This window comes from Streptomyces roseolus (genome assembly GCF_014649855.1).
Taxonomy (GTDB): Bacteria; Actinomycetota; Actinomycetes; order Streptomycetales; family Streptomycetaceae; genus Streptomyces; species Streptomyces roseolus.
The window spans coordinates 131,438-157,046 of record NZ_BMTV01000006.1 but is presented as its reverse complement, the minus strand read 5'-3'; the positions used below and the strand labels follow the sequence as shown (position 1 = coordinate 157,046).

General features: G+C 72.3%; 21 protein-coding genes and 1 pseudogene. 12 read left to right on the top strand and 10 right to left on the bottom strand.

From position 1 onward, the window contains the following. Position 1 precedes the first annotated feature (1 nt). On the top strand, positions 2-637 hold the full coding sequence (gene ehuD, locus IE245_RS09165) for an ectoine/hydroxyectoine ABC transporter permease subunit EhuD (RefSeq protein WP_189946388.1): 636 nt from the start codon (positions 2-4) through the stop codon (positions 635-637). Further along, complete coding sequence (gene ehuA, locus IE245_RS09160; RefSeq protein ID WP_189946270.1) at positions 627-1,418, top strand: ectoine/hydroxyectoine ABC transporter ATP-binding protein EhuA; 792 nt, start codon at positions 627-629, stop codon at positions 1,416-1,418. The genes ehuD and ehuA overlap by 11 nt, the downstream gene beginning before the upstream one ends. 7 nt (positions 1,419-1,425) lie before the next feature. Here the strand turns inward: ehuA and IE245_RS09155 are convergent, their stop codons facing one another. Then, on the bottom strand, positions 1,426-2,259 hold the full coding sequence (locus tag IE245_RS09155; RefSeq protein WP_189946269.1) for a hypothetical protein: 834 nt from the start codon (positions 2,257-2,259) through the stop codon (positions 1,426-1,428). Positions 2,260-2,416: 157 nt separating this feature from the next. Continuing rightward, a complete protein-coding gene (locus IE245_RS09150; RefSeq protein ID WP_189946268.1) occupies positions 2,417-4,000 on the bottom strand; it encodes a phytoene desaturase family protein in 1,584 nt (527 codons plus the stop codon). Between the two features lie 122 nt (positions 4,001-4,122). Here IE245_RS09150 and IE245_RS09145 point away from each other — a divergent pair, with 122 nt between their 5' ends. Both IE245_RS09145 and IE245_RS09140 read left to right on the top strand, forming a co-directional pair. Continuing rightward, positions 4,123-5,142 carry a DUF389 domain-containing protein gene (locus IE245_RS09145; RefSeq protein ID WP_229851162.1) on the top strand — a complete coding sequence of 340 codons (1,020 nt, stop codon included), beginning with the start codon at positions 4,123-4,125 and terminating at the stop codon, positions 5,140-5,142. A 128-nt stretch (positions 5,143-5,270) separates the two neighbouring features. Continuing rightward, positions 5,271-6,722 carry a DUF6777 domain-containing protein gene (locus IE245_RS09140; RefSeq protein WP_444545731.1) on the top strand — a complete coding sequence of 484 codons (1,452 nt, stop codon included), beginning with the start codon at positions 5,271-5,273 and terminating at the stop codon, positions 6,720-6,722. On the opposite strand, the gene IE245_RS09135 is transcribed toward IE245_RS09140, so the two are convergent. Beyond that, a complete protein-coding gene (locus IE245_RS09135; RefSeq protein ID WP_189946267.1) occupies positions 6,707-6,883 on the bottom strand; it encodes a hypothetical protein in 177 nt (58 codons plus the stop codon). The genes IE245_RS09140 and IE245_RS09135 overlap by 16 nt on opposite strands. Positions 6,884-6,991: 108 nt before the next feature. Between IE245_RS09135 and yczR the strand changes: the two genes are divergently transcribed. Continuing rightward, complete coding sequence (yczR, locus tag IE245_RS09130) at positions 6,992-8,461, top strand: MocR-like transcription factor YczR (protein WP_189946266.1); 1,470 nt, start codon at positions 6,992-6,994, stop codon at positions 8,459-8,461. Positions 8,462-8,681: 220 nt separating this feature from the next. Then, entirely contained in the window at positions 8,682-9,185 is a 504-nt protein-coding gene (locus IE245_RS09125) for an FBP domain-containing protein (RefSeq protein WP_189946265.1), read from the top strand. 49 nt (positions 9,186-9,234) lie between these two features. Here the strand turns inward: IE245_RS09125 and IE245_RS09120 are convergent, their stop codons facing one another. Continuing rightward, the gene (locus IE245_RS09120; protein ID WP_189946264.1) at positions 9,235-10,419 is read right to left on the bottom strand and encodes an acyl-CoA dehydrogenase family protein; all 1,185 of its coding nucleotides are present in this window, start codon (positions 10,417-10,419) and stop codon (positions 9,235-9,237) included. Positions 10,420-10,701: 282 nt separating this feature from the next. On the opposite strand from IE245_RS09120, the gene IE245_RS09115 reads away from it, so the two are divergent. The 4 genes from IE245_RS09115 (at position 10,702) to IE245_RS09100 (ending at position 15,010) form a co-directional block, all read left to right on the top strand. Then, complete coding sequence (locus IE245_RS09115; RefSeq protein WP_189946263.1) at positions 10,702-11,910, top strand: CaiB/BaiF CoA transferase family protein; 1,209 nt, start codon at positions 10,702-10,704, stop codon at positions 11,908-11,910. Between the two features lie 54 nt (positions 11,911-11,964). Next, positions 11,965-12,636 (top strand): GntR family transcriptional regulator, encoded by a 672-nt coding sequence (locus tag IE245_RS09110; RefSeq protein ID WP_189946262.1) that lies wholly within the window; start codon positions 11,965-11,967, stop codon positions 12,634-12,636. 57 nt (positions 12,637-12,693) lie between these two features. Next, positions 12,694-13,257 (top strand): 3'-5' exonuclease, encoded by a 564-nt coding sequence (locus IE245_RS09105; protein ID WP_189946261.1) that lies wholly within the window; start codon positions 12,694-12,696, stop codon positions 13,255-13,257. Positions 13,258-13,339: 82 nt separating this feature from the next. Next, positions 13,340-15,010: an N-6 DNA methylase gene (locus tag IE245_RS09100; RefSeq protein WP_189946260.1), complete on the top strand. Its 1,671-nt coding sequence runs from the start codon at positions 13,340-13,342 to the stop codon at positions 15,008-15,010. 16 nt (positions 15,011-15,026) lie between these two features. Here IE245_RS09100 and IE245_RS09095 read toward each other — a convergent pair. The 5 genes and pseudogenes from IE245_RS09095 to IE245_RS09075 form a co-directional block, all read right to left on the bottom strand. Then, a pseudogene (locus tag IE245_RS09095) lies at positions 15,027-17,152 on the bottom strand (UvrD-helicase domain-containing protein). Between the two features lie 39 nt (positions 17,153-17,191). Then, entirely contained in the window at positions 17,192-18,400 is a 1,209-nt protein-coding gene (locus tag IE245_RS09090; protein WP_189946259.1) for an McrC family protein, read from the bottom strand. Further along, entirely contained in the window at positions 18,397-20,253 is a 1,857-nt protein-coding gene (locus IE245_RS09085; protein ID WP_373305296.1) for a DUF4357 domain-containing protein, read from the bottom strand. Before IE245_RS09085 ends, IE245_RS09090 begins: the two co-directional genes overlap by 4 nt. 148 nt (positions 20,254-20,401) lie before the next feature. Further along, positions 20,402-20,995: a DUF4352 domain-containing protein gene (locus IE245_RS09080; protein ID WP_229851160.1), complete on the bottom strand. Its 594-nt coding sequence runs from the start codon at positions 20,993-20,995 to the stop codon at positions 20,402-20,404. 68 nt (positions 20,996-21,063) lie between these two features. Beyond that, a complete protein-coding gene (locus tag IE245_RS09075) occupies positions 21,064-21,501 on the bottom strand; it encodes an ATP-binding protein (RefSeq protein WP_189946257.1) in 438 nt (145 codons plus the stop codon). Positions 21,502-21,661: 160 nt separating this feature from the next. Here IE245_RS09075 and IE245_RS09070 point away from each other — a divergent pair, with 160 nt between their 5' ends. Beyond that, complete coding sequence (locus IE245_RS09070; RefSeq protein ID WP_189946256.1) at positions 21,662-22,534, top strand: helix-turn-helix domain-containing protein; 873 nt, start codon at positions 21,662-21,664, stop codon at positions 22,532-22,534. Next, a complete protein-coding gene (locus tag IE245_RS09065; protein ID WP_189946255.1) occupies positions 22,531-22,719 on the top strand; it encodes a DUF397 domain-containing protein in 189 nt (62 codons plus the stop codon). Before IE245_RS09070 ends, IE245_RS09065 begins: the two co-directional genes overlap by 4 nt. 79 nt (positions 22,720-22,798) lie before the next feature. Here the strand turns inward: IE245_RS09065 and IE245_RS09060 are convergent, their stop codons facing one another. Continuing rightward, positions 22,799-25,585, bottom strand: coding sequence for a competence protein CoiA family protein (locus IE245_RS09060; protein WP_189946254.1), 2,787 nt, complete (start codon positions 25,583-25,585; stop codon positions 22,799-22,801). Positions 25,586-25,609: the final 24 nt, after the last annotated feature.

The window sequence follows — 25,609 nt, the reverse complement described above, 5'->3', positions numbered from 1 at the left end:
CATGTGGGACATGGAGGCGGCGCGTGCCGCACTGCCGGTCGTGCTGTCCGGTTTCGGGATCACCCTGCTGGCGACGGTGCTCGGCTTCGCCGTCGCCGCCGTCGCCGGGCTCGCCATCGCGCTGCTCCAGCGCTCGGGCGGCCGCCGGCTCGCCCTCGCCGTGGGCGCGCCGGCCGCGTTCGTGCGCTCGACGCCGGTGATGGTGCAGCTCTTCGCCGCCTGGGTGCTGGTGCCGGGCCTCGACCCGCTCGTGCTGGGCGTCCTGGTCCTGGGCCTGCACTACGCCACGTACCTCTCCGAGGTGTACCGCGCGGGCATCGACGCCGTACCGAAGGGGCAGTGGGAGGCCTGTACGGCGCTGTCGCTGCCGCGCCGGCGGGTGTGGCGGGCGGTGGTGCTGCCGCAGGCCGTACGGAAGGTGCTTCCGGCGCTCGGGAACTACGCGGTCTCCCTGTTCAAGGAGACGCCGTTCCTGTCGGTCATCACCGTGAACGAGATGGTGCACGAGGCGAGCGCCTTCGGCAGCACCCACTTCGCCTATCTGGAGAGCTTCACCCTGGCCGCCGCCGTCTTCCTGCTGGCGAGCTGGCCGACGTCCCTGCTCGTGCGCCGTCTGGAGGCCCGCCTTGCCCAGTGATCACGTCCCCGGAGCGGAGAAGGTCCGGTTCGACCGGGTGACGAAACGGTTCGGCGACCAGACGGTCCTCGACGGTCTCGACCTGACGGTCGCGCCGGGCGAGCGCGTGACCCTGATCGGCCCGAGCGGTTCCGGGAAGACGACCATCCTGCGGCTCCTGATGACGCTGGAGCGGGTCACCGACGGCGTCGTCCACGTCGACGGCGAACCGTTCTCCCACATGCCGTCCGGCCCCGGCGGCGCGCTCGTCCCCGCCGACGAGCGCCACCTCGCCCCGCGCCGCCGGCGCATCGGCATGGTGTTCCAGCAGTTCAACCTCTTCCCGCACATGAGCGTCCTGGCGAACGTCGTGGAGGCGCCCCGGCACGTCCTGGGCCTCGACGGGGACGAGGCCGCCGCCCGCGCCCGGGACCTCCTCGGCCTCGTCGGCCTCGCCGACAAGGAGGACGCCCACCCCACCCGGCTCTCCGGCGGCCAGCAGCAGCGCGTCGCCATCGCCCGCGCCCTCGCGATGCGCCCCGAGCTGCTCCTCCTCGACGAGGTCACCTCGGCCCTCGACCCCGAGCTGGTGGCGGAGGTCCTGGACGTCCTGCGGGACGTCGCCGACAGCACCGACATCACCATGCTCTGCGTCACCCACGAGATGGGCTTCGCCCGCGACATCTCCGACCGGATCCTGATGTTCGACGGCGGGCGCGTCCTCGAATCGGGGCCGCCGGAGCGCCTGCTCGACGCGCCGGAGCACGAACGGACACAGGCCTTCGTCCGCTCGATCACGTGACGGACCATCAGCTGACGGGAGGTCGGTCGGGGTGGTTCCCGCCGGGAGGGGCGGGCGGACGGTCGACGCGGAGGGCGAAGACCGTGGCCTGGACCGCGATCAGCGTCGTGACGCCCGCCGTGACGAGGACCGTCGTCCAGCCCTCCCAGATCTTTCCCACAGCGACGCCCAGGAGGAACGGGACGCCGAGGACGCCTCCGATCCTCGCCGGGCCGAAGCCGACCCGGGCCCGCACGGGACGGCCGCTCGCGATGCGGCGGGAGCGCCGTCCGCCGCCGTACGCGCCGGTGAAGGCGACCGCGGCCAGCCAGACGCAGGCGGCTGCGAGCCCGGCGAGGGGGCCCACCTCTCCGTCCGGCCGCGCGTCGACGTCCTCGTCGCGGCCCGCGTGGTGCGCGGAGACCCGGACCTCCCGCCAGACGGTGACCGCCACCTCGTCCCCGGGCCCGAGGACCTCCGACAGCTCGCCCCTCGTGCTCAGCTCCAGCGGCCGGTCCAGCGGGGCCGGCACCGGGGGACGCAGCCGCACCCGCAGGACGTGGGTCCTGCCGGAGCGCACCCTTTCGACGGACGCCACCGTGCCGCGCACCGTGCGCAGACAGTCCGCGTCGGCGGCCGTCGCCCGCTCCCCCGCCGCACACGGCACGGCGCCGAGGTAGGCGCGTTCGGTGGCGATCCGGCCGGGCAGCATCGCGCCCAGGCCGACCGCGCCCGCCACGGCGAGCAGGCCGAGCAGCCCGCAGAGGAGACTCCACCAGCGCTGTCCCCGGGCGGATCTCCGCCGTGCCGACAGGTCGTCAGGTGCCCGTGCTCCCGTGCTGTCCGTGGTGCTCGTCGCCATCCGTGTCGCCCTCCCCGCGGCTCCCGGGGCCCCTCGCGGTCCCGGCACGGCGCGATTGAGCCACGGTCCGCGGCGCGGCCGCCATGTACGGCTCCAGCAGCTTGGCGCGTTCACCGGTACCGGCCCCCGGCAACGTCGCTCGGGCCCGTGGCGGCCGTCAGCGGCCCAGCGCGGCCATCGCCGCGTTGTGGCCCGGGATGCCGCTCACGCCGCCGCCGCGCACCGCGCCCGCGCCGCACAGCAGCACGTTCGCGTGGGCGGTCTCCACGCCCCAGCGGCCCGTCGTGCCGTCCGCGTACGGGAAGGACAGGTCGCGGTGGAAGATGTGGCCGCCCGGGAGGCGCAGGTCGCGCTCCAGGTCCCGCGGGGTCCTGGCCTCGATGCACGGCCGCCCGTCCTCGTCGACGGCCAGGCAGTCGGCGATCGGCTCGTCCAGGTGGGCGTCGAGTTCGGCGAGGGTGGCCTTGAGGAGGGCGTCGCGGGTCGCGTCGTGGCCGCCTGCGGGGCCGTGGGCGTCGCCGGCGGGGAAGAGCCGGGCCGGGGTGTGGAGGCCGAACAGGGTCAGGGTCTGGTAGCCGCGGGCGGCGAGCCCGGGGCCGAGGATCGACGGGTCGGTCAGGGAGTGGCAGTAGATCTCCGACGGCGGCGACCCCGGCAGCCGGCCCGCCGCGGCCTGCGCGTAGGCGGTCTCCAACTGGGCGTAGCCCTCGGCGACGTGGAACGTTCCGGCGAACGCCCGCCGCGGGTCGACCGTGCGGTCGCGGAGCCGCGGCAGCCGGCGCAGCAGCATGTTGACCTTGAGCTGCGCGCCTTCCGCCGGGGCGGGGGGCGCCTCGCCGAGCAGCCCCGCGAGAGCCTGGGGCGAGGCGTTCACGAGCACCCGGCGGGCGCCGACCGTCCCCTCGCCGTCCCGGGTGCGGAAGGCGACCTCCGCCGTCCGGCCGTCCGTGTCGACGCGGATCGCCTCGTGGCCGGTGACGAGCTCGGCGCCCGCGCCGCGGGCCGCGTCGGCGAGCGCGTCGGTCAGGGCGCCCATGCCGCCCACGGGCACGTCCCAGTCGCCGGTGCCGCCGCCGATGACGTGGTAGAGGAAGCAGCGGTTCTGCGCCAGCGACGGCTCGTGGGCTCCGGCGAAGGTGCCGATGAGGGCGTCGGTCAGGACGACGCCGCGGACCAGGTCGTCGGCGAAGTGCTCCTCGATCGCGGCGCCGATCGGCTCCTCGAACAGCATCCGCCAGGTGGCGTCGTCGTCGACCCTCGCCCGAAGTCCGGCGCGGGTCGGCAGCGGTCCGGTCAGCGTGGGGAAGATCCGCCCGGCCGCCCGCCGGATCCGGCCGTAGAACGCCTCCCACGCCTCGTACTCGCGGTCCGAACCGGTCAGCGCCGAGAAGGACTCACGGGTCCCGTCCCCGCCGACCAGCAGCCCGGTGGGCCGGCCGCCGCGCACCGCGGGCGTGTACGAGGAGACGGTCCGCTTCCGGACGGCGAAGCGCAGTCCGAGCTCGCGGACGATGGTGTCGGGCAGCAGGGACACCAGGTACGAGTAGCGGGAGAGGCGGGCGTCGACCCCCGCGAACGGGCGGGTGGAGATCGCCGCCCCGCCCGTGCGCCCGAGCCGTTCCAGGACGAGGACGGAGCGGCCCGCGCGGGCGAGACAGGCCGCGGCGACGAGGCCGTTGTGACCACCGCCGACGACCACGGCGTCGTACACGTCCCGGGAACGCTCCTGAGCTGCGCGCATGCCCCTTCGTAGCACGGGCCCGGAGCCGCGGCCAGAGGCCGTGCCCGTCGACTCGCACGGCATCCCGCATCACCCGATACTTGCGAAAACGGACATCGTCACGCGCGGGAAAGGCCGTCACCTTGGGGAAAGTCGACACGGCGGCCGCCCGGCGGATGGCCGACTCGCTGTTCATCGAGCGCGACTGGCGCAGCCCCGGCTCCTCCCGCTTCTGGGTGCTGCTGGTGCTGGCGTCGGTCATCGCGGGCGCCGGCGTGGTCGGCGACTCGACGGCCACCGTCATCGGGGCGATGATCGTGGCCCCGCTGATGACGCCGATCCTCGGGACCGCCCTGGCGCTGGTCCTCGCCGACCGCCCGCACGTCGTACGCAGCGCGCTGCTGGTGCTCGGCGGCGCGGTGGCGGTGGTGTGCGTCGGGATGCTGCTGGGCTGGATCGTCTCGCCGCCGGACGCCTTCGCCGGCAACAGCCAGGTCTCGTCCCGGATCAGTCCGCGCCTGATCGACCTGTTCGCGGCGCTGGCCACCGGAACCGTCGGCGCGTTCGCCCTCGTCCGCACCGACATCTCCGACGCCCTGCCGGGCGTCGCCATCGCCATCTCCCTCGTCCCGCCGCTGGCCGTGACGGGCCTGCTGATCGCGGTGCACCGGTACCACGACGCCGGGGAGTCCGCGCTCCTCTTCGCGACCAACGTCGCCGCGATCGTCGCCACCGGCACGCTCGTCTTCCTCGGCTACCGCGTCCGCGACGCGGCCCGCGGGGCCGGGCTGACCGTCGGGGCGTTCCACGGCCGGACCCTCGTCGCGGTCGCGGCCGTGGTCCTCCTCGTCGCCGTCCCCCTCACCACCGGGTCGATCTCCGTCGCCCGCGACCGCGCGCTGGCCGCCGACGCCGGCCCCGTCGCCGAGCGGTGGGCCGCGGCGGGCGCCTGGCAGATCGCCTCCGTCGACGCCCGCAACGGCGTCGTCCTCATCGACGTCCTCGGCCTGCCGCCCCAGCCCGCGCCCACCGCCCTCCGCGCCGCCCTCGACCGGGCCGGCATGGCCGACGCCGACCTCCAGCTCCGTCTCGTCGGCGGCCGCACCCACTGGTGCGCCGCGCACACCCCCACCTGCACGGTGGAGCACGCGCGGACCGACTGAGCCATGAGCGCGGTCCGGGGCCGGGCTCGGACGCGGGCGGGAGCTCCTGGCCCGGTCCGGGGCCGGGTCCGGGTGCGGAGGGTCCGTTCGGCGCCCAGAATGGCGCCGAACGGAAGAAAGGGAAAAACGTGACTTCCCCACCGCCGCCGTCCGGCCCTCCGTCGGTCCCGCCCTCCGGCCCGCCCACCGGCCCGCCCTCGGGGCCGCTCTCCGGCGCGGCCACCCGTCCCGGCGTCACCGGTCCCCCGACCCCGCCCGCACCGCCCGGCGACGGATCCGGCGGGGGCGGCGGGGGCGGCGGGGGCGGCGGGGGCGCCGGCGGCAGTGGCGGCGGTGCCACGCCGAGTGGCGGCAAGGGCGGCGGGGGGACGCCGTGGTGGCGGTCCGTGCCGAAGGTCGCCTCGCTGACCGCCGTCGTCGTCGCGGCCGCCGTGCTGGCCGTGCTGCTCGTCGGCCGGTCGGACGACAAGGGAGACACGGCCGGTTCCGCCGGCGGGGAGGTCTTCCTCCAGAACACCTCCGCCTCCGGCCCCGACCCGTTCACCGCGTCGACCGCCCGTACGGACGCTTCCTCCGGGGCCGCCTCGCTGCCCCCGCGCACCGGCGCGGCGGAGAGCGCCACCCCACGGGTCTCGGGGGCCACGGCCGGTCTGTACGGCGGTACGCAGGAGGTGGCGAGCTGCGACGTGGAGCGGCAGGTGCGCTACCTGACCGCGGAACCCGACAAGAACGCGGCCTTCGCCTCGGTCCTCGGGATCCGGGCGAACCAGGTCCCCGGCCACCTGCGCTCCCTCACGCCGCTCCAGCTCCGGGTGGACACCCGGGTGACCAACCACGGTTACAAGGACGGCGCCGCCACCGCGTACCAGGCGGTCCTCCAGGCGGGGACCGCGGTCCTCGTCGACGGCCGGGGCGTACCGCGGGTGCGCTGCGCCTGCGGGAATCCGCTGACCGAGCCGGTGGCCCAGCAGCGGCCGCGGACCACGGGCACCCCGTGGCAGGGGTACGACGCCTCGCAGGTCGTGGTCGTGGCCCCGGCGACGACGGTGGTGAACGTGTTCGTGGTGTACGACCCCGAGCGGGACTCCTGGTTCGCGCGGAAGCACGGCGACACCGGGCGGAACGACAAGCCGACCCCGCCGCCGCCCCGGCCGACGCCGACGACCGCCTCCCCGTCGACGTCGGGGACGCCGACCTCGCCGGTGCCCTGCGTGGTGGTGACCGGTGACGAGACGCCGACACCGCGGCACGGCGTGACGCCGGTGCCGTGCCCGTCGTCGTCCTCGCCGACGCGGACGACGCCCACCCCGTCCGACGACACCACGTCGCCGTCGGAGGAGACGCCGTCGGACTCCCCCTCGGATTCGCCGTCGGACCCGCCCTCGGACAGCCCCGACACCCCTCCGGACGGCGGAACGACGGACGACACGACCACCGCGACCACCGACGACACCGCCACCACGACGAGCGGTACGACGGACACGACGGGTACGACCGGCTCCACCGACTCGACCGGGGCCGGGACCGACGGGCCGTCGTCGTCCTCGGTCTCCTCCGCCGGGCTTCAGCCGGTGGTCTGAGGCTCCGGCAGGCCGGCCGGCCGACGGGCCGGGGAGCGGTGCCGTGCGCGCGGGGTGCGCAGGGTGCGGATCCAGGCGCCGACGGGCAGCGCGTGGGCGGGGCGCTCCTCGGCGTACCGCTGCCACTGGCGCTCGTCGCGGTCGGTGAAGTGCGTGGTCATCGTCGGGCTCCTCTCGGTGCCGGGGCGGGAGCCCGGGGCTTCCGGGCCACTGAGGGGAGTCTGTAGTCTCATTGGCCTGGACAGCAGAGCCAATGAGGAGTGATTGGCATGGCGGAGGGCCGTGTGGTCCACACCGCGGACCGGACCTTGTCGGGCCGCCAGCTGGCCTCGCTGCTCACCCCGCCGCCGGAGGGCCGGTTCGGGTACCGCGAGCTGGCGCGGGCGGTGCGGGAGGCGCTTCTGGACGGGCGGGTGGCGCTGCGGCTGCGGCTGCCCGCCGAGCGCGAGCTGGCGCAGGTCCTGGAGGTGAGCCGGACGACGGTGACGGGGGCGTACGACCTGCTGCGGGAGAGCGGGTACGCGCACAGCCGACGGGGCGCGGGGACGTGGACGGCGCTGCCGGACGGACAGGCGCCGATCTCGCTGGGCGCCTTCCCGGACGGGGCCGACGAGCTGATCGACCTGGCCCTGGCCGCGCCGCACGGGCCGCGGGCCGAACTGGCGGAGGCCTTGGCGGAGGCGGCGGCGGAGCTGCCGCGGTACGCCGCCGCGCCGGGCTACCACCCGTACGGCCTGCCGGAGCTGCGGGCGGCTGTCGCGGAGCGGTACACGGCGCGGGGGGTGCCGACGCGGCCCGAGCAGATCCTGGTGACGACGGGGGCGCAGCAGGCGCTGTCGCTGGTCCTCGCGCAGTTCGGGCGGCCGGGCGACCGGGTGCTGGCGGAGAACCCCTCGTACACCAACGCCCTGGACGCGATGCGGGGCCGGGGGATGCGCGTGACGCCGGTCCCGGTGACGGAGCACGGCTGGGACACGGGGCTCGTGGAGGCGGCGCTGCGGCAGACGGCTCCCCGGCTGGCGTATCTGATCCCGGACTTCCACAACCCGACGGGGCGGCTGATGCCGCGCGAGCAGTGCCGGGAGGTGGCGCGGGCGGCACGGGCCACGGGGACGTGGCTGGTGGTGGACGAGACACTGACGGACATGGCGCTCGACGTGCCGGCCCCGGCGCCGTTCGCGGCGGCGGCCGGGGCCGGTGGTGGGGAGCAGATCGTGTCGGTGGGCTCGCTGAGCAAGACCTGCTGGGGCGGGATGCGGGTCGGCTGGGTGCGGGCGTCGGCGCGGGTGGTGACGGAGCTGGCGCGGACCCGGGTGACGGCCGACCTGTCGGGTTCGGTCCTGGACCAGCTGGTCGCGGTGTCCCTGATGCGGAGGTTGGATCCGATCGTGCACGCGCGCGTGGCGGAGCTCCGGGTGCGGCGGGAGGCGCTCGGCGCGGCGCTGGCCCGGCACCTGCCGGAGTGGCGGTGGACGGTTCCGCCGGGCGGCATGTGCCTCTGGATCGACCTGGGTCGGCCGGTGGCGACGCAACTGGCGGCACGGGCGCTGCGGCACGGGGTGCGGGCGGAGGGCGGGGCCCGGTTCGGGGTGGATCCGGGGACGCACGAGCATCGGCTGCGGATCCCGTACACGCTGCCCGAGGAGGTGTACGAGACGGCGGCGGAGCGGCTGGCGGCGGCGCTGGAGGGGGCGCCGGGGCGGTTCTCGGATCCGGGGCTGCCGGAGTGGGTGGCCTGAGCTTTGGATCCAGTACGCGGATCCCCTGCCCGGTGTCCTGGATCCAGGGTCCGATGTCTTGGATCCAGAATCCGATGTTCTGGCTCCGATATCCGCGGGCCTGGATCCGACATCCGCAGGCCTGGATCCGATATCCAGAGTCCTGGATCCGATACCCAAGATCATCCTGGGTCCTATATCCAGATGCCAGGCCGACGGGTATCCGTGTACGGTCCAACGAGTGGAACCGTTGACTGAGAAAGAGATCCGTTCGTCGTTCGTGAACGCGACGAAGGGTGACGCCGCGCGGCTGAAGCTGCCGCTGGACTTCGCCGAGACCCCCTGGGAACACCTGGACTTCCTGGGATGGGTGGATCCGGGCGCGCCGCTCCGGGCCCACCTGGTGGTGCGCCGGGAGGACGGGCCGCTCGGGGTGACCCTGCGGGTGCCGGCGACGGGCCGGACGAGCGCGGTGAAGACGAGCCTGTGCCAGATCTGCCTGACCGGGCACGCCTCTTCGGGCGTGACGCTGCTGGCGGCCCCGCTGGCCGGCACGCGCGGCCGGGAGGGGAACACGGTCGGCGTCTACATCTGCGCCGATCTGGCGTGCTCCCTCTACCTGCGCGGCAAGCGCGTTCCCAAGCTGCGCGGACTGCGCCACGAGGAGACCCTGTCGGTGCCGGAGCGGGTGGCCCGTGCCATGGAGAACCTGGACGGGTTCCTCGCGCGTGTGACCGCGGGCTGAACCCCGGGGGCGGCCCGGCCGGGCCGCCCCTCTCACACCCTCACGGGGTTCAGCGGAAGGCCTGCTCGCCGGTGAGCGCCTTGCCGATGACGAGGGAGTGGACCTCGCTGGTGCCCTCGTAGGTGAGGACGGACTCCAGGTTGTTGGCGTGGCGCAGCACCGGGTATTCGAGGGTGATGCCGTTGGCGCCGAGGATGGTCCGGCACTCGCGGGCGATGGCGATGGCCTCGCGCACGTTGTTGAGCTTGCCCACGCTGATCTGCTCGGGGGTCAGCTCGCCGGCGTCCTTGAGCCGGCCGAGGTGCAGGGCGAGCAGCATGCCCTTGCCGAGTTCGACGGCCATGTCCGCGAGCTTCTGCTGGGTGAGCTGGTAGGAGGCGAGGGAGCGGGCGAAGACGGTCCGGTCCCGCGCGTAGGAGATCGCGGTCTCCAGGCAGTCGCGGGCGGCGCCCAGGGCGCCGAAGACGATGCCGAAGCGGGCCTCGTTGAGGCAGCCGAGAGGGCCGGAGAGACCCCGGGCGTCGGGCAGCATCGCGTCGGCGGGGAGCCGGACGTCCTCCAGGACGAGCTCGGCGGTGACGCTCGCCCGCAGCGACAGCTTCATCTTGATCTCGGGGGCGCTGAAACCGGGCGTGCCGGCGGGGACGAGGAAGCCGCGGACGCCTTCCTCGGTGCGGGCCCAGACGACGGCGACGTCGGCGACGGAGCCGTTGGTGATCCACATCTTGGTGCCGTTGAGGATCCAGTCGGAACCGTCCCGCTTGGCGTTGGTCCGCATGGCGCCCGGGTCGGAACCGGCGTCGGGCTCGGTGAGACCGAAGCAGCCGATGTACTCGCCCGCCGCCATCTTCGGCAGCCACCGCTGCTTCTGCTCCTCGGAGCCGTACTTCCAGATCGCGTACATCGCGAGCGAGCCCTGGACGGAGACGAGCGAGCGCAGCCCGGAGTCGACGGCCTCCAGCTCCATGCAGGCGAGGCCGTACGCGACGGAGTTCGTGCCCGCGCAGCCGTAACCGTCCAGGTGCATGCCGAGCACCCCCAACCCGCCGAGCGTGCGCGCCAGTTCACGCGCCGGGATCTCGCCCTTCTCGAACCAGCCGGCGATGTGCGGGCGCAGCTCGCGGTCGGCGGCGGCACGGACGGTGGCGCGGATCTCGCGCTCCTCCGCGCTGAGCAGGCCGTCGACGGCGAGGAGGGCGAGGGGGTGGGTGGCGGTGGACGGCGAGGACTTCACGGGCGGCCTCCTGGCGGCTGTGACGAGGGTCGTGCTCGGCGTGGCGAGCCGAGCGTAGCCGCAGATTGGATTTTGGATCCAGTATTGAAAATCCCATCTCCGAGCCCTACGGTCCCGATTGGATCCAATCTCCAGCATCCCGGATCCAGGACCCAGGACCCAGGACCCAGGACCCAACGTCTCGGATCCAATCTCCGATGTCCCGGATCCAGGATCCGGGACATCGGATCCCCGCACCGGATCCGAGCCACTGGATCCGATGGAGCCCGGAGGGAGCGCGGAATGCACACGGACCAGCCCGCCGGAGGCGAGCCCGCACCGGAGGCCGAAACCCCGCCCGGCGCCCTGTCGGGCATCGTCGTCGCCGACTTCGGACGGGTGCTCGCGGGCCCGTACATGACGATGCTCCTCGCGGACCTCGGCGCCGACGTGATCAAGATCGAGCGGCCGGGGAGCGGGGACGACACGCGGGCCTGGGGCCCGCCGTTCGCGGACGGGCAGGCGACGTATTTCCTGGGGGTCAACCGCAACAAGCGGTCCGTCGCCCTCGACCTCGCCGACCCGGAGGACCGGGCGGCGGCCCGGGCGATCGTCGACCGGGCCGACGTGCTGGTGGAGAACTTCCGGCCGGGCACGATGGAGAAGCTGGGCCTGGGCTTCGAGGAGGTGCGCCGGAGCAACCCGGGCCTCGTGTACTGCTCGGTGACCGGCTTCGGGACCGACGGCGGCGCCGCGCTGCCCGGCTACGACCTGCTGGTGCAGGCCGTGGGCGGGCTGATGAGCGTCACCGGCGAGCCGGGCGGGCAGGGGACGAAGGCGGGGGTCGCGCTCGTCGACGTCATCACCGGGCTGCACGCCGGCTTCGGGATCCTCGCGGCGCTGCGGCACCGGGAGCGGACCGGCGAGGGCCAGCGCGTGGAGGTGTCGCTGCTCGGTTCGCTGCTCTCCGCCCTCACCAACCAGGCCGCCGCGCACCTCGGCGCCGGTGTCGTGCCGCGCGCGATGGGCAACCGGCACCCGAGCATCACCCCGTACGAGGTCTTCGGGGCGCGGGACCGCCCGCTGGTCCTGGCGGTGGGCAACGACCGCCAGTTCCGGGCCCTCTGCGAGCGGCTCGGCCGCCCGGAACTGGCCGTGGACGACCGCTTCGCGACGAACACGGCCCGCGTCGCCCACCGCGAGGCGCTGTCGGCGGAGCTCTCCGCGGCGCTCGCCACGCGCACGGCGGACGCCTGGTTCGAGGAGCTGACCGCCGCCGGCGTGCCCTGTGGCCCGATCAACGACCTGGCCGGCGCCTTCGCCCTCGCCGACCGGCTGGGCCTCGGCACCCGCGTCCCCGAGGAGGCCGCCGGCCCCGGGCAGGTCGCGCACCCGGTCCGGTTCGGCGCGACCCCGCCCTCGTACCGGTCCGCACCGCCGCGGCTCGGCGAACACACCGACGAGATCCTGGCCGGGATCACGCCTGTGGACAACTCGAACGCGGGTCGGTGATCCGTAGGAAGATGACGACGGTCACACGAGCGACGGCAGGGAAAGGTCGGATCGATGAGCGGAGCGGTGGAGAGGCGACGGCCCCAGACGGCCCAGCAGTTCGTCCTGGAGGAGCTGCGGGGCGCCATCACCAGCGGTGAGCTCCGCCCCGGCGCGCCGATACGACAGGACGCCCTCGCCGCCCGGCTGCAGGTCAGCCGCGTCCCGCTCCGGGAGGCCCTCAAGGCACTGGAGGCCGAGGGCCTGGTCGTCCACCACGTCCACCGCGGCTACTTCGTCGCCCAACTGTCCCTCGCGGACCTGGAGGAGATCTACCGGATCCGCGCCCTCCTGGAGACGGAGGCCGTCAGCCGTGCCCTGACCCTCCGCCCGGACGGCTTCCACGAAACTCTCGCCGGCATCCAGCGCGAGGTCGAGCGCGCGTCGAAGGCCGGGGACGTGACGGCGATGGCCGAGGCCAACCGCCGCTTCCACTTCGCCCTCATCGAGGCCTGCGGGATGCCCCGCCTGGTCCGCATGATCACCACCCTGTGGGACTCCACGGACGCCTACCGCTCCCTCTACTACACCGACCCCGCCCACCGCTCCCAGGCCGTCCACGAACACCGGGCCGTCCTCAGCAGCATCCTCCACGACGACAAGGCCAACGCCCTCCGCTGGCTCGACGACCACCGCGCCCACGCGGTGACGGCCCTCCGCGCCGTGCTGCCCCCGCAGGAGGGCTGAACAGGACGGACGAAAATCCGGGTGCCGTCGCCCCGCCCGGCCTCCTACGCTCCGCGCATGGAACCCCACCACCTGATCAACGTCGTCGACGTCGAAGCCACCTGCTGGGACACGGCCACGCCGCCCGGGGCGGTGAGCGAGATCATCGAGATCGGGCTGACCGTGGTGGACGTGACCGTGGGGGAACGGATCAGCCGTCACCGGCTCCTGGTCCGCCCGACCCGCTCGCGCGTGAGCCCGTTCTGCACCGAACTGACCGGTCTCACCCAGGCCGAGGTCGACAGCGGCGTCGACTTCGCGACCGCCTGCCGGACCCTCGCCCGCGACCACGCCGCCGGCAGGCGCCCGTGGGCGAGCTGGGGCGACTACGACCGCAAGCAGTTCGCCCGCCAGTGCGAGGCGACGGGCACCCCGTATCCCTTCGGCCGCCACCACACCAACGCCAAGGCCGCCTTCACCCAGGCTCACGGCCTCCGCCGCCGCCCGGGCATGGCCCAGGCGCTCGCGCACGTCGGACTCCCTCTGGAAGGCCGCCACCACCGCGGCGAGGACGACGCCTGGAACATCGCCGCCCTGATCCTGGACCTCGCACGGCGGAACGCCTGGCCCCCGGCGGCCTGAGCCGCACCCAGCCGCTACTCGTTTACATCGCCAACACATGACCCGAAGCTCTTTCTCTGCCGTGGCGTGTACCTTGGGAAACATGAAGGATGAGACCGCACGCCCGGAAGGCACCGACGCTGTCGTCACCGCAGCCGAGATCGCCCGGCTGGCTGGGGTCACGCGCGCGGCCGTCTCCAACTGGCGCCGACGGCACGAGGACTTTCCGGCCCCGGTGACGGGCGGGACAAGCAGCCCCCTCTTCGCCCTCTCGGACGTCCGACGCTGGCTCGAGAGCCAGCGCAAGGGACGCGAGGCATCCGCCGAGGTCCGGCTGTGGGAGCAGTTGCGCGCGGAATTCGGCGACGACATGCTCGGTGGGCTGACGGCAGTCGCCGAGGTCCTGGCGGAGGACAGCCCGGACTCGATCGGTGGCGACGGCAGAACGCCCCTCCGGACACTCGTCGCCGAGCTCGTCGCCGACGTCCCCGCCGGTACGCTCCTCACCGATCTCACCTCCCGGCTCGTCGACTCGTCGGGACGTGCGGGTTCCGACGGCGTCACGTCGGCACGTCTCATCCAGGCGATCAAGTACATCGCGGGACCGCCGGCCGGAGCCGTTCTGGACCCCACGTGCGGAATCGGTTCTCTCCTCTTCGCCTTCGCGGACGGGGGCACGGAACTGTTCGGGCAGGACATCGTTCCCGGGAACGTGCGCTTCGCCGAGCTGCGGGCCCGGCTGACCGGGCTGACCGACGTCGCCCTCCAAGCGGGCGACTCCCTGCGGAACGACGCGTACCCGGACCTCAGGGCAGGCCTCGTGGTCTGCGAACCACCGGTCGGGGTCGCCGAATGGGGGCGGGAGGACCTTCTCCTGGACGCCCGCTGGGAGTTCGGCGTCCCGTCCCGCGCCGAGAGCGAGCTGGCCTGGCTCCAGCACTGCTACGCCCACACCGCCCCCGGCGGACAGGTCGTCATGGTGATGCCGACGTCGGTCGCCTACCGCAAGGCGGGACGCCGCATCCGGGCCGAGATCGTGCGTCGCGGGCTGCTCACCCACGTGGTCGCCCTTCCGCCGGGCATGGCCGCCTCGCACTCCCTCTCGGTCCATCTATGGGTTCTCCGCCGCCCCTCGGAGGAGCATCCCGCCGTCGAGACCGTACGGATGACCGACCTCAGCGCTCTCGACGCGAGCGCGTCGTTCGAAACCGGATCGGGTCAGAGCACCGAAGTCCCCCGCATCGAACTGCTCGACGACACAGTCGACCTGACGCCTGCAGCGCACATCGCGGCGAAACTCACCGACTACGTGACCGAGTACGCTGCCGTCAGAAGGGCGATCGGCCAACGGATGGCCCTGCTCCACGGCCTGCTGCCGCCACTCGGCGCGGGTTCGGGCAGCCTCAACGAAGGGGCCTCTGTCAGTCTCTCGGAGCTCGCTCGTGCCGGTCTGATCGAGATCTCCGACGACGAGGCGCTGTCGACGAGCAAGCAGCTCGACAGCGACTATCTGAACGGCTTCCTGCGGAGCGCGGCCAACAACCGCCGCTCGACGAGCGCGAGCGGAACGTTCCGCGTGGACACCCGTGGTGCTCGCATCCCTCAGATGGGGATCGACGAACAACGTCGCTACGGAGCCGCTTTCCGAGACCTCGCCGCCTTCGAGCAGAGCGTCCGCGAGCTCACGGAGCTCAGCCGTCGCGCCGCCGCGCTGGCACGCGACGGCCTCACCAACGGTGCGCTGCTTCCACCGTCGGACGACGACGGAAGCTGATCGCGGCCCCTGCCCGTCAAGGCGTCGGCAGGAACGGGCTCGGGACACCGCTCCAGGAGACGTGCAGGGCTTCGCGTGCGCGCGTGCAGGCCACGAAGAGCACGCACCGCTCACGCAACATGTCCGAATCGTGCTGAAGGCGGTCCACCTCCACGGGAGTGACCTCCCGGGCGAACGGCACCGCGCTTTCGGTGACGCCCACGACCGCCACGCAACGGAACTCCAGCCCCTTCATGGCGTGCATGGTCGCCAGACGCACTCCTTCGGTGGACGCCGCCGGGTTGTCCTTCACCTTCACGGTGGGCACACCCGCGGCTTCGAGGCGGGTGCCGACCTTGTCGAGGAGCAGGTTGAACCGTGTGCAGACCGCGATCTCGGAGGGGCGGATTCCCTGCCCCAGCCAGCCCCTGACACGCTCGACGAGTGCGGTGACCTCGGCCTGCTCCGAGGAATGGCCCTCGACGTGCGGGCGCCTTCCGTGCAGCAGGGACCGGTATCCGGTGAGGCTGTCAGCGCCCTCTCCCCCGAGATCGCCGACCGGCTCGTCGGCGAGGACACCGGTGGACCACGTCAGAATCTCCTCGGTGCTGCGGTAGTTGATCCGCAGTCGGCTGGACCGGCCGGTCACCTGAATGCCGAGGGCCGCCAGGGAGACGTGGGCGTCGTAGATCCGCTGGTGCGGGTCGCCGGTGATGAACAGGTCGTCCGGTCCAGGGGCGACGGCCGCCCTCAGGACCCGCCACTGCGCCGGATGGAGGTCCTGCGCCTCGTCGACCACCACGTGCGTGTAGCCGTACGCCGCGCGGTCCGCTTCCGCCATCCTGCGGGCGGCGTCGTCACAGATCCGGAGGTGCGTGGAGATCCCCTTCGTATGGAGCGCGGTCTCGAAGGCGTCGACCGCCCTCCACAACTGCGCGCGCTTCAGGGGCCCGAGGGCCGTCCCCCGCCCCTTGCGGGTGGCGTTGAGGTAGTCCTCGACGGTGCGCAGCCCCTGGGCGAGGACCACGTGGCGGTACTCCTGTGCCAGGAACTGTTCGGTCCAGGGAAGGCCGAGCTGCTTCGCCACCTGCTGCCAGATCCGCCGTTCCTCCTGGTCGCCGACGGGGCTGGGGACCCGGCCTGCCAGCTCCCGCACCATCCGGTACGCGTAGGCGTTGACGGTGGTGACGTCCACGCGGGAGAGCAGGTCGGCGTCGTCGAGGAGCAGCGCCAGGTTCTCGCGGAGCGAGGCGGCGAGCGCGTTCGTGTACGTGGTGAGGAGCACCCGGCTGTCCGGCGAGCGGGACAGCAGGTGCTTGACCCGGTGCAGGGCGACGACCGTCTTGCCGGTTCCCGGCCCGCCGGAGACCTGTACGGGACCGTTGTACGAGAAGCGGTAGGCGAGGCGCCGCTGGGAGGGGTGCAGGAAGACGCGCCAGGCGGCGAACGGCTTCGCGAGGATGTCGGCGAGCTCGTCGGGTTCGGTGACGAGCCGGATGCGGCTGCTGGTGTTGGCGATGGCGGTGGCGAGGTCCTCGGTGGGTTCGGGGGTGGCACGGGCCGGCCTGCGCCCGGCGACCACGTCCCGGTACACCTCCTCCGGGGAGAAGCCCTCGGCGAGGAAGGTGAGCACCTCGAACTGGTCCTCGGGCAGCAGGGTGCCGAAGGCGTCGAGCTGGGGCCGGTCGATGATGGTCCGGACGGCACGGAGCACTTGGTCGTCGATGCCGAGGTGTCGGAGTACGCGGCGAAGAGCAGGTCCGGAGCGGTGCGGGCGGCCTTCTCCAGAGCCGGCGTCAGCTGCTCGATGGCGGCGACGTTGCGCACTTCGAGGGCGCGCGTGGCGGTGTTGACCGTGTAGAGGCGCTTCGCGGCCCAGGTGTAGGCGTCGTCGTGGGGCACCACGTTCAGCAGGAGGAAGGTGTCACTGCCGTCGTCGGGTGCGAGGACGACGCCGCGCCAGAAGTCGTTGATGCGGATGGTGCGCATCCGCGGATCCCTGGCCTTGTCGACGGATTCGAGGTGCAGGCCCTTGTCCGCGCGCAGTTCCGCGACCGTGAGCAGCTGGAACTTCGCCATCGCCTTGCGTACGCCGGCCTTGACCTGCTTCTCCAGGACGTCGTAGCTCTCCCAGAAGGAGTTGGCGAAGGCGAGCTGGGGCACGGCGGGGCTCCTCACGGGGCGAGGGAAACGGCTTGTCGATCATACGAGGGCACTGATGGCGAGCTGTTCGGCGAGGTCGCCGATGTCCCGGAGCAGGGCGTTCGGTGGCTGGTCCAGGTCCAGGGCGTGCTGGTGGAGGGTGATGCCCGTGTTCCGGACCCGGTGGACGGTGTGGGGTTCGGTGCCCTTGGCGTAGACGAGGTGTCCCTCGGGCAGGCCGAGGGCCGTGCAGTAGGCGAGCATCTGGTACAGGTCAGCCTCCGGGAAGCCTTCCGGCTTCTGGGCCTTGTACTTGGCGTCGACGACCGCGCGCGCCGGCCCCTGGTCCGCGTACCAGACGAGGTCGGGACGCATCCGAACGGTGCCGTCGTGGTCGAGGTGGATGTCCTTGGCCTGGAGTTCGGTCCGCCCTCCGTATGCCGCCAGGGCTTCCCTGAGCGCGGTGCAGAGGAAGTCCTCGAAGAGTTTGTTCATGTCGAAGAGGAAGCCCTCCACGCGGAGGGCTCCTTCGCCGTGCTCGGAGGACGCGCCCCGCAGCAGGGCCTCGGCCAGGCGCAGTGCGCGGTGGCAGCGGGCGTTGAGCCGGGTCGGCCGCCAGGCGGGAAGCGCCTGACCGCGCACGAGCGGCGCGACGTCGGAGAACCGCGCGCGGTGGTGTGCGAGCCGGCGCCGCACGTCGTGGGGCACGTCCGGCATGCGCAGCAGTCGCTCGGTCGCGGCGCGCAGGATGCGGTTCTCGGGGATGTCGGTCGTGTACGCGTCGTAGGTGATCTCGACCGGGAGGGGCTGTCCGAAGCGGCGCCGTATCTGGTCTGCCTCGCGGACGCGGCCGCGGACGACGAGGGCGCTCTCCTCGGTGGTCCGGTACCCCTGGACCAGTCCCTGTCCGAGCGCCCTGGACAGTTGGCGTTCGTAGGCGTGGGCGAAGGCCGGCAGGACTTCGGTGTGCTCGGCGGTGTCGACGTCGTGGCCGGTCGGGGCGGCGGAGGGGGAGAGTGCGTAGCCCATGAGGAAGAAGAGCCGGGCGACGGGCACTTTGGGGGTGATCCGCAGGGTGAAGGCCTGGGTTCCGGGCAGGCGGAAGGTGACCGCGCCGACCTTGCTGCCCGCCCTCAGCCTCCAGTGGCCGGGGAGGACGGGGTCGGGTGCGGCTTCGACGATCCGGGAGGCGGTGAGGGCCTGCCCGACGGCCGCCGGCAGGGGGAGCCGGACGGCGGGGGCGTGCTCGACGAGGTGGATGCCGGTCACACCGCGGACTCCGGGCCTGCGGTGCGCAGGCTGTCGAGCCCGTAGCGGGCCTGCACGTCGACGCCCTCGCCGTAGTGGTGTTCTTCGAGGAGGGGAAGGATCTTGGTCCGCCAGGTGCGTTCCAGTCCTCCTTCCCGGTAGACGCCCTTCTTCATGAGGTAGGAGGGGCCGATCCTGAAGTCGGCGTCGTCGATGCGGGCGTTGAGGGCGTCGAGGAGGTCGGCCGGTTCGGGGTCGAGCCCCTGCTCCGTCAGCCAGCGGCGGAGGAGACCGCTGGTGGGTTCCGTCCGGGGGGACAGTTCCACGAAGGCGAAGCGGCGGCGCATGGCGGCGTCGACGAGCGCGATGGACCGGTCGGCGGTGTTCATGGTGCCGATGACGAAGAGGTTCGGGGGCAGGGCGAAGTCGTCGCCGGAGTAGGTCAGGCGGACCGACTTGTTGCGGTACTCCAGGAGGAAGTACAGCTCGCCGAAGACCTTGGCCAGGTTGGCGCGGTTGATCTCGTCGATGATCAGGAAGTGGGGGACGTGCCGGTTCCCCTCGCGGGAGGCGAGGTCGGCGAGTTCACGCAGGGGGCCGGCCGTGAGCCGGAAGGCGACCTCCCGGGTGTCGGGGTCCTCCCGCGGGCGGAAGCCCTCGAAGAAGTCCTCGTAGGCGTAGGAGGGGTGGAACTGGACGAGTTTGACCTGCTCGGGGCCGCCGCCGAGGAACTCGGCGAGACGCAGGGCGAGGAAGGTCTTGCCGGTTCCGGGAGGGCCGTAGAGGACGAGCTGCCGTTCGTCCCAGAGGAGGTCACGCAGCTCCCTCAGCCATGCCACGTCGTGGACGAGGAGTTCCTCCGCCAGGTCCTTGTCCGGCTCCGGGAGTTCGAGTTCACGCCGGTGCTGGGTGATGGCCTCGATCTCGGCGCTCGTGTCGCCGTCCGCCACCTCGGCCTCCGTGGCCAGTTCCGCGTCTGAGCGTCCGAGGCCGTCCAGCAAGGGCTTGACCAGGGTGAGGTCGACGACGTCGTGTTGGGCCGACAGTTTCTGCTGGAGCTCCTCGGGGAGTTCGTCGTACGGGTAGCCGTGAGCCTGCCACTCGACGGGGCGCCGAAGGTTGGAGCGACCGCCGTCCGAGGCGGTCTGTTCCACGGTTCCGGCGATCTCTCCGACGTACAGCCGCCCACGGGAGATCGTGCACACGGTGTCCCCGGGCTTCATCCGCGACAGGAACGCGTGGAGTTCCTCGACCAGCTGCAGCTTCTGGTTGTACGTGGCGGCCGACTCGTAGTCCTCCTCGACGTGGGAGCGCAGCCGGTCCTTGTTCACTCCCGGCATGACGTTCTGCCGCAGGCGGGCGGCGGGCAGCGAGACGCGCTGCTCGGGCAGCCACATGCGCTGCACCAGGTCGATGCCGGTGACGTTGGAGCCGCGGACGAGCCAGGCCCGGTTGGGGCCCCAGCTGGCATGGTCGACGAAGTCGCCCAGCGGGTGCCCGTCGGCGGTCTTCCACTCCGTCCAGCCGTTGGCACTGCGGCCCACGAGGATCTCGGCGCCGGCCGACGGCGAGTTGCACTCGATGTCGCGTACGGTCTCGAACCACCCCGGCCACGTGGTGGACTCCCGGATCGCCCCTTCCGCGAGGAGCTGTTCCCGGAACCGGTACGAGGAAGGCATCCGCTCGGGGAAGGAGGGTACGACCTCCGGCCGGGCGGGCGAGCCGGCGAGGACGGTGAACTTCTGGCTGCCGTTGGTGCCCTTCTCCGTCAGGAGCCGCCCTCGCGCCCGGGGCCCGCCCCCGGGAAGGCGCAGCAGGAATTCCGGGTACTCCACGGGCTCGGGGCTCTGCCCGTACTGCTCGCTCACGCTCACTCCTCGGCCTCCGTGGTCGGGACGATACCGGCGGAGTCCGACAACGGTCCCACGGGGATGCCGCATATGTCAGGTGAACGAGGCAGGGCCGACTCCCGGGAGGCGGAAGGACCCGACCGAGGCGTGGGCGTCGGCCTCCCCGTGCGGGTCAGCGGGAGGCGGACGTCTCCACCTTGAACAGGGGGTGCTCCAGGGTGTCGTAGAACTCCAGGACGCCCGCCTGGTCGTCGGGCACCTCGAGTACGGTCACGCCGCGGACGAACTCTCCGGGCCGTGGGTCCGGTTCTGTCAGCAGGTCCTCCTCGACGAGACCGAGCGCGGCGCAGTTCCCGCCGGTCTCCGGGTCGACCTTCGTCGTCTCGCCGTCCTCGCCGGTCCAGCGCGCCCTCGTCAGGGGCGCGGTGTCGAATTCCTCCGTGCTCGCGTTCTTGACCTTGAACTCCAGACAGACGAAGGTCTTGCCCCGCTCGGCGACCTCGGGGCTCAGGTGTTCGCCCTGGGGGAGCCGGTCCGCTTGCTTCAGATCCGTGAGGGTCACTTCGGCCGAGCTCGCCGGGATGTCGAAGAGGTCATTGGGCGAGATCGCGACGGTCAGCGTCTGCCCCTTCTTGAGGGTGCGCACGTCGTCCTCCGAGGGACTGGGCGCGGTCCATCCGGACAGCAGGGCGGCGGCGGTGGCCGCCGCCACGCCGATGGTCGCGAGACGTGCGGCCGCATGAGGGCGACGCGGATTTCCTCCCATGGCTGCGGCTCCTTCCGGCCACTCCCCCGCTTCCAGCTTCCTCCCGGGCCGCGCGGACCGCACTCCGGTCAGGTGCCGACGGGGCCGAGAACCGCCCACACGGTCTTGCCGCCGGGCGGGTACGGGACGACTCCCCAGCAGTCGGCGAGCGCGGCGACCAGCCGCAGTCCCCTGCCCCCGCCACCGTCGGCCTCGCCCGTGGGTGCCACGGTGGGCAGCCGGTCCCCGCGCGCGTCGGTGACCTCGACACGGAGGACGCCGGCCGTCGCGTCCAGCGCCAGGCCCAGCCGGAAGTCGCGACCCCGCAGCCCTCCGTGGAGCACGGCGTTCGCGGCGAGCTCGGCCACGATCTGTTCGGCACGCTGCGTGATGTCCGGTGGGACGCCCCAGAAGTGCAGTTCCGTCAGCGTGAGGAGCCGGGCCAGGCGTGCGCCGCTCCGGGTCGACGAGATCAGCTGCCTGAACGTACGCACGGCGGGGATCAGTTGGGGTGAGGTCTGGTTCATGGGGCCACAGTGACGGCCCCGCCCCTCGGCCCGCGAGAGCGGCACCCCGTACGCTTCGTCAGCGTACGGGCACTCAGGGTGGACAGTACGAGCCGCGCGCCGTCACGCTGTGTAGGCCGACCGCGGGAGCTGCCGCGGATGTACGTGGAGGTGGCGGCGTATGAGCATCGTCGAGGCCGAGCCCGAACCCGAGGACGAGGTGGGGGGCGAGGACGGAGAGAGGGAACCCGATCCTTCGGACAGCCTGCGGACGTTCGACGCCGTCGTCCAGGCCCTGCGCGAACACGCCGGGCTCAGCCGGGCCGAGTTCGCGGAGCTGGTCCGGTTCTCCAAACACACGGTGGAGTCCGTGGAGTTGGGGCGGCGGATGCCGGACGAGGCGTTCGTCGACCGGGGCGACGAGGCCCTGGGGAACACCGGGGCGCTGCGGAGGGCCGCCCCGTTCCTGTCCCGGGCCGAGGCGGGACTCGCGGTGTGGTTCCGGCGCTGGGCCCGGCTGGAGAAGACGGCGGTGGGCCTGAACACGTACGAGTGCCGGCTGGTGCCGGGGCTGTTGCAGTCGGAGGCGTACGCGAGGGCGGTGTTCGAGGGCACGATCCCGCTGCTGACCGACCGGAAGCTGGAGATCCAGCTCACCGCCCGGCAGAAGCGTCAGAGGATGTTGTGGGAGCGGCCGACGGTGCCGTTCAGCTTCATCGTGGAGGAACACGTCTTCCGGCGCCGGTTCGGCAGTGCGGAGGAGATGCGGGAGCTGCTGGACCATGTCCTGGAGGCCAGTGCCCCTCGTAACGTGACCCTGCAAGTCGTGCCGCTGGAGGCGGGGTTGCACGCTTGTCTGGACGGGCCGTTGCAACTTCTCGAAACCCCGAACGGGCGGCGCCTCGGCTACTCCGAAGGGCAGCAAAACGGGCGGCTGATCAACGACTCCAAAGAGGTGAGCCTCCTCCACCAGCGCTATGACACACTGCGCTCGCAGGCCCTCAACCCCAAGGATTCCCGGGGCCTGCTGGAGCGACTGCGAGGAGAGCTATGACCGTCACGAAGGAACTCGCCTGGTTCAAGTCCAGCTACAGCGGCAGCCAGGGCGACAGCTGCGTCGAGGTCGCCGTCGCCGGGCAGGCCGTCCACGTCCGGGACTCCAAGGACGTGAGCCGCCCCTCCCTCGCGGTCGGCCGCGAGGGCTGGGGACGGTTCGTGTCGTTCGCCTCGGAGAAGTAGCGGAAACCGCCCGCCGCGCGGTCGGCCGACAGCCTGGCTTTCGTCTGCCCGCGCGGCGGCCGGCACCGTCCATCAGACTTCAGCGATGCTTCCAGAGGCTGTAGAGCCGCAAGACGTCGAGCTGCCACTGCGCGTGGATCTCGTCCTGGGCCTGCGGCTGCCGCCGGTCGAGCGAGAAAGCCACGTGCCGGTACAGGGGGTGCAGCTCTCCGCCGTTGGTCGTGATCAGGGCGGAGAGCAGCGGCTCGTCGGCCGGTGTATCCGCGTCGGCCAGGACCAGCACCTCCCCTTGATCATCCGGGTGCAGATGGGGAAGTCCCGCGCCGAGGCGGTACCGGATGGCCGACCAGGTCGTGGTCGTCCGGTTGCGGGCGGATTCCTGGAGCGCGGAACGCACGACCGCGGCCAGTTCGGTCAGCTGCTCCCGGCTCGGCCGGGACGTGTCTTCCGCGATGGGGGCGGGAGCGGTCGTCCCGGCCCGGGCCAGCCCCTCGGAAAGAGCGTCGGCCTCGGCAACCACACCGTTCTGGACGAGGTCGTCGAGTGGCGACCGGAGTTCGGCCAGAGCGCTCTCGTCCTCACGTTCGCGGACCCAGTCGCTCATCTCCTGAAGGGAGGCGCGGTGCTCTTCCCGCGCCTCGGGCGACAGCTTTGTGCTGTACAACTCGGCCGCCTGCTGCCGGATCTTCTTGGCCTCGGCGAGGTCTCCTGACTTTCGGGCCGCGTCGAATCGCCAGCGCAGTCCGATGAGCTTGCCGATGGCCGCGGTCGCTGAGCCTCCGAGAGGGCGCTCTGTCGAGGTGGGGTCCGGGTGAGGGCCGGGCTTCGAGACGGCGGCGGGCCTGGAGACGGGAACGGGCTTCGAAGCCGACGCGGGCCGTGAGGTCCCGGCCGGCGCGGGCGAAGCGACCTTCCGCTGGTCCGTGTTGCCCGCGTACGCGTCACGAATGCGGTCCGTCTCCAGCCGTCTGGCCCGATGCGCTTCGCTCTGGAGGCCGGGCACCGGACGTCCGTGTCGCCGGAGAAGCGCCGGGAAGTACGGCAGCGGCGTACCCCTGCCGGTCACCACGAGAGCCGCGTACATGAGGTCGTGCTCTTTGAGCGGGTCGTCCACACGGAACAGGAGATGAGCACGGCGTTCACTCGTCAGGGCCCCGAAGTCGAAGCCGGTGGCCTCCGAGAGCTCGCCCCAGGTGGTGTCGGCGGCGCCGTTCTTCGCCCGTGCCCTGAGGTGCTCGCGCAGGGCGAGAACGAGCTGAAGCTCCGGAAGACCGACGGGCGACAGCAACCTGCCCGTGGCGGAAGACGTCCTGGCGGTCTGCTTCGGCGGTGCCGCCGCGGAGGAAGAGTCTCCCTCGGCCTTCTCCTCCGTCCTCACCTCCGCCCTCTTCCGGACCTTCGTCTCGTCCCAGAGCGCGTAGGCGCGTCGCGTCTCCTGCTGATGGATACGGTGGACCTGCTCGGCGAGGAGACCCGGGGCCCACCCCAGGCCGGTGAGAACAGCGGCGAACACTCCTACGGGCCCCACACCGTCGCTCTTGACGAGCGAGGACAGAACCGCCTTGTCCTCAGCGCGGGGGAAGTCGAGTGCGATGAGCAGCTCGGTCTGCCGCTCAGGCGTGAGCTGCCCTGTCATCCCGGCCTCACGGACGAGCGCGGACCATTCGACCCGGGCACAGACGCGCGCGGCGCGTTCGAGTGACTTCCGGAAGGAAGCGACGATCTCGGGATCGCTGAGGCCGGAACCCCGGCTCTTCCCGGTGGGGGCAGGGGCCACCGGCTCCGAGCGGGCCGGCTTGAGCTCGCTCCAGGCGGCGGCTTCCCGAGCTTCGAGACGGCGGATCCCGGCAGCGGTGAGCAGCCACACGGGTGTCTCCGCCCCGGTGGGACCGAGGGGGGACAAGGTCACCCGGTCGCGGAGGAGGTACACCCGCGACGGCTGGGGAGTCGCCGCGCCGGGAGGAAGGACGAGACGAGCCCGGACCACGGCCGACCCCAGGGGTTGCGCATCCACGTCGTACACCCGCCCCGGCGGATCACTCTGCGACCGCAGGCCTGTACCAGGGACCGCCGCGGTGAAGGCCACCGTGTCGTCGGCGAGTGGGAAGGAGACCCGGGTGGGAGAAGTGGTCTCCGTCACCGATCCGCGCGGCACGATGCCCTGGGGCGTGCGCACCAAGCTGGGCGTGACGATGCCGAGAGGAGTCATCGAGCATTCCGACAGCGTGGTCCACTCGATGGTGTTGCCTGGAAGCTGGGTTCCGACGCGGACTTCACGCGTGCCCCCGCTGGTCCGGCAGTCGACCCGGATCGCGTACCCGTGGGAGTCCACCCGGTCGAAGGCCACCATGCTCTCCGGCCCGAAGAGCCACTCGACGCAGTCCGCGTGCCGGGCCAACTCGTCCGCCTCCATCCGCCACGGGTTCAGGCCCATCCGGGCCATCTGAACTCGCAGATGCTGCCGGCCGCCGGAGAGGCGGAAGTCCACCGTGCCTCCCGGCCGGTCACCGACCGTCCGGTAGGAGGCTTTGGCTCGCGGATGATTCTGCCGGGCGAGCCACCGGGTCAGGGCCTGGCCGATGTAGAGGTGGTCCGCGCTGGACTCGCCGTTCGCGGTACGGCGGCAACGGACAGGCGGGCGGTGTGCGAAGTGGCACTTCTTGTCGGTGTAACGCTTGGCCGTGAGCTTCTTCCCGCAGCCTCCGAGAAGCGTCCCGCAGTAGAAGTCGTCACGGGAGCGACCCCGGATGAACAGGTCGTAATCGTCGTGGTCGTAGGGGAGGAAAACGGGGTCTTCGGACTCGGCCCCGCCGATGACGGCGGTCTGGACCTTGCGGGTGTCTCCCTCGTCGGGGATCGGGGTCATGGCGCGGCTCCGGGTGGGTGGCGG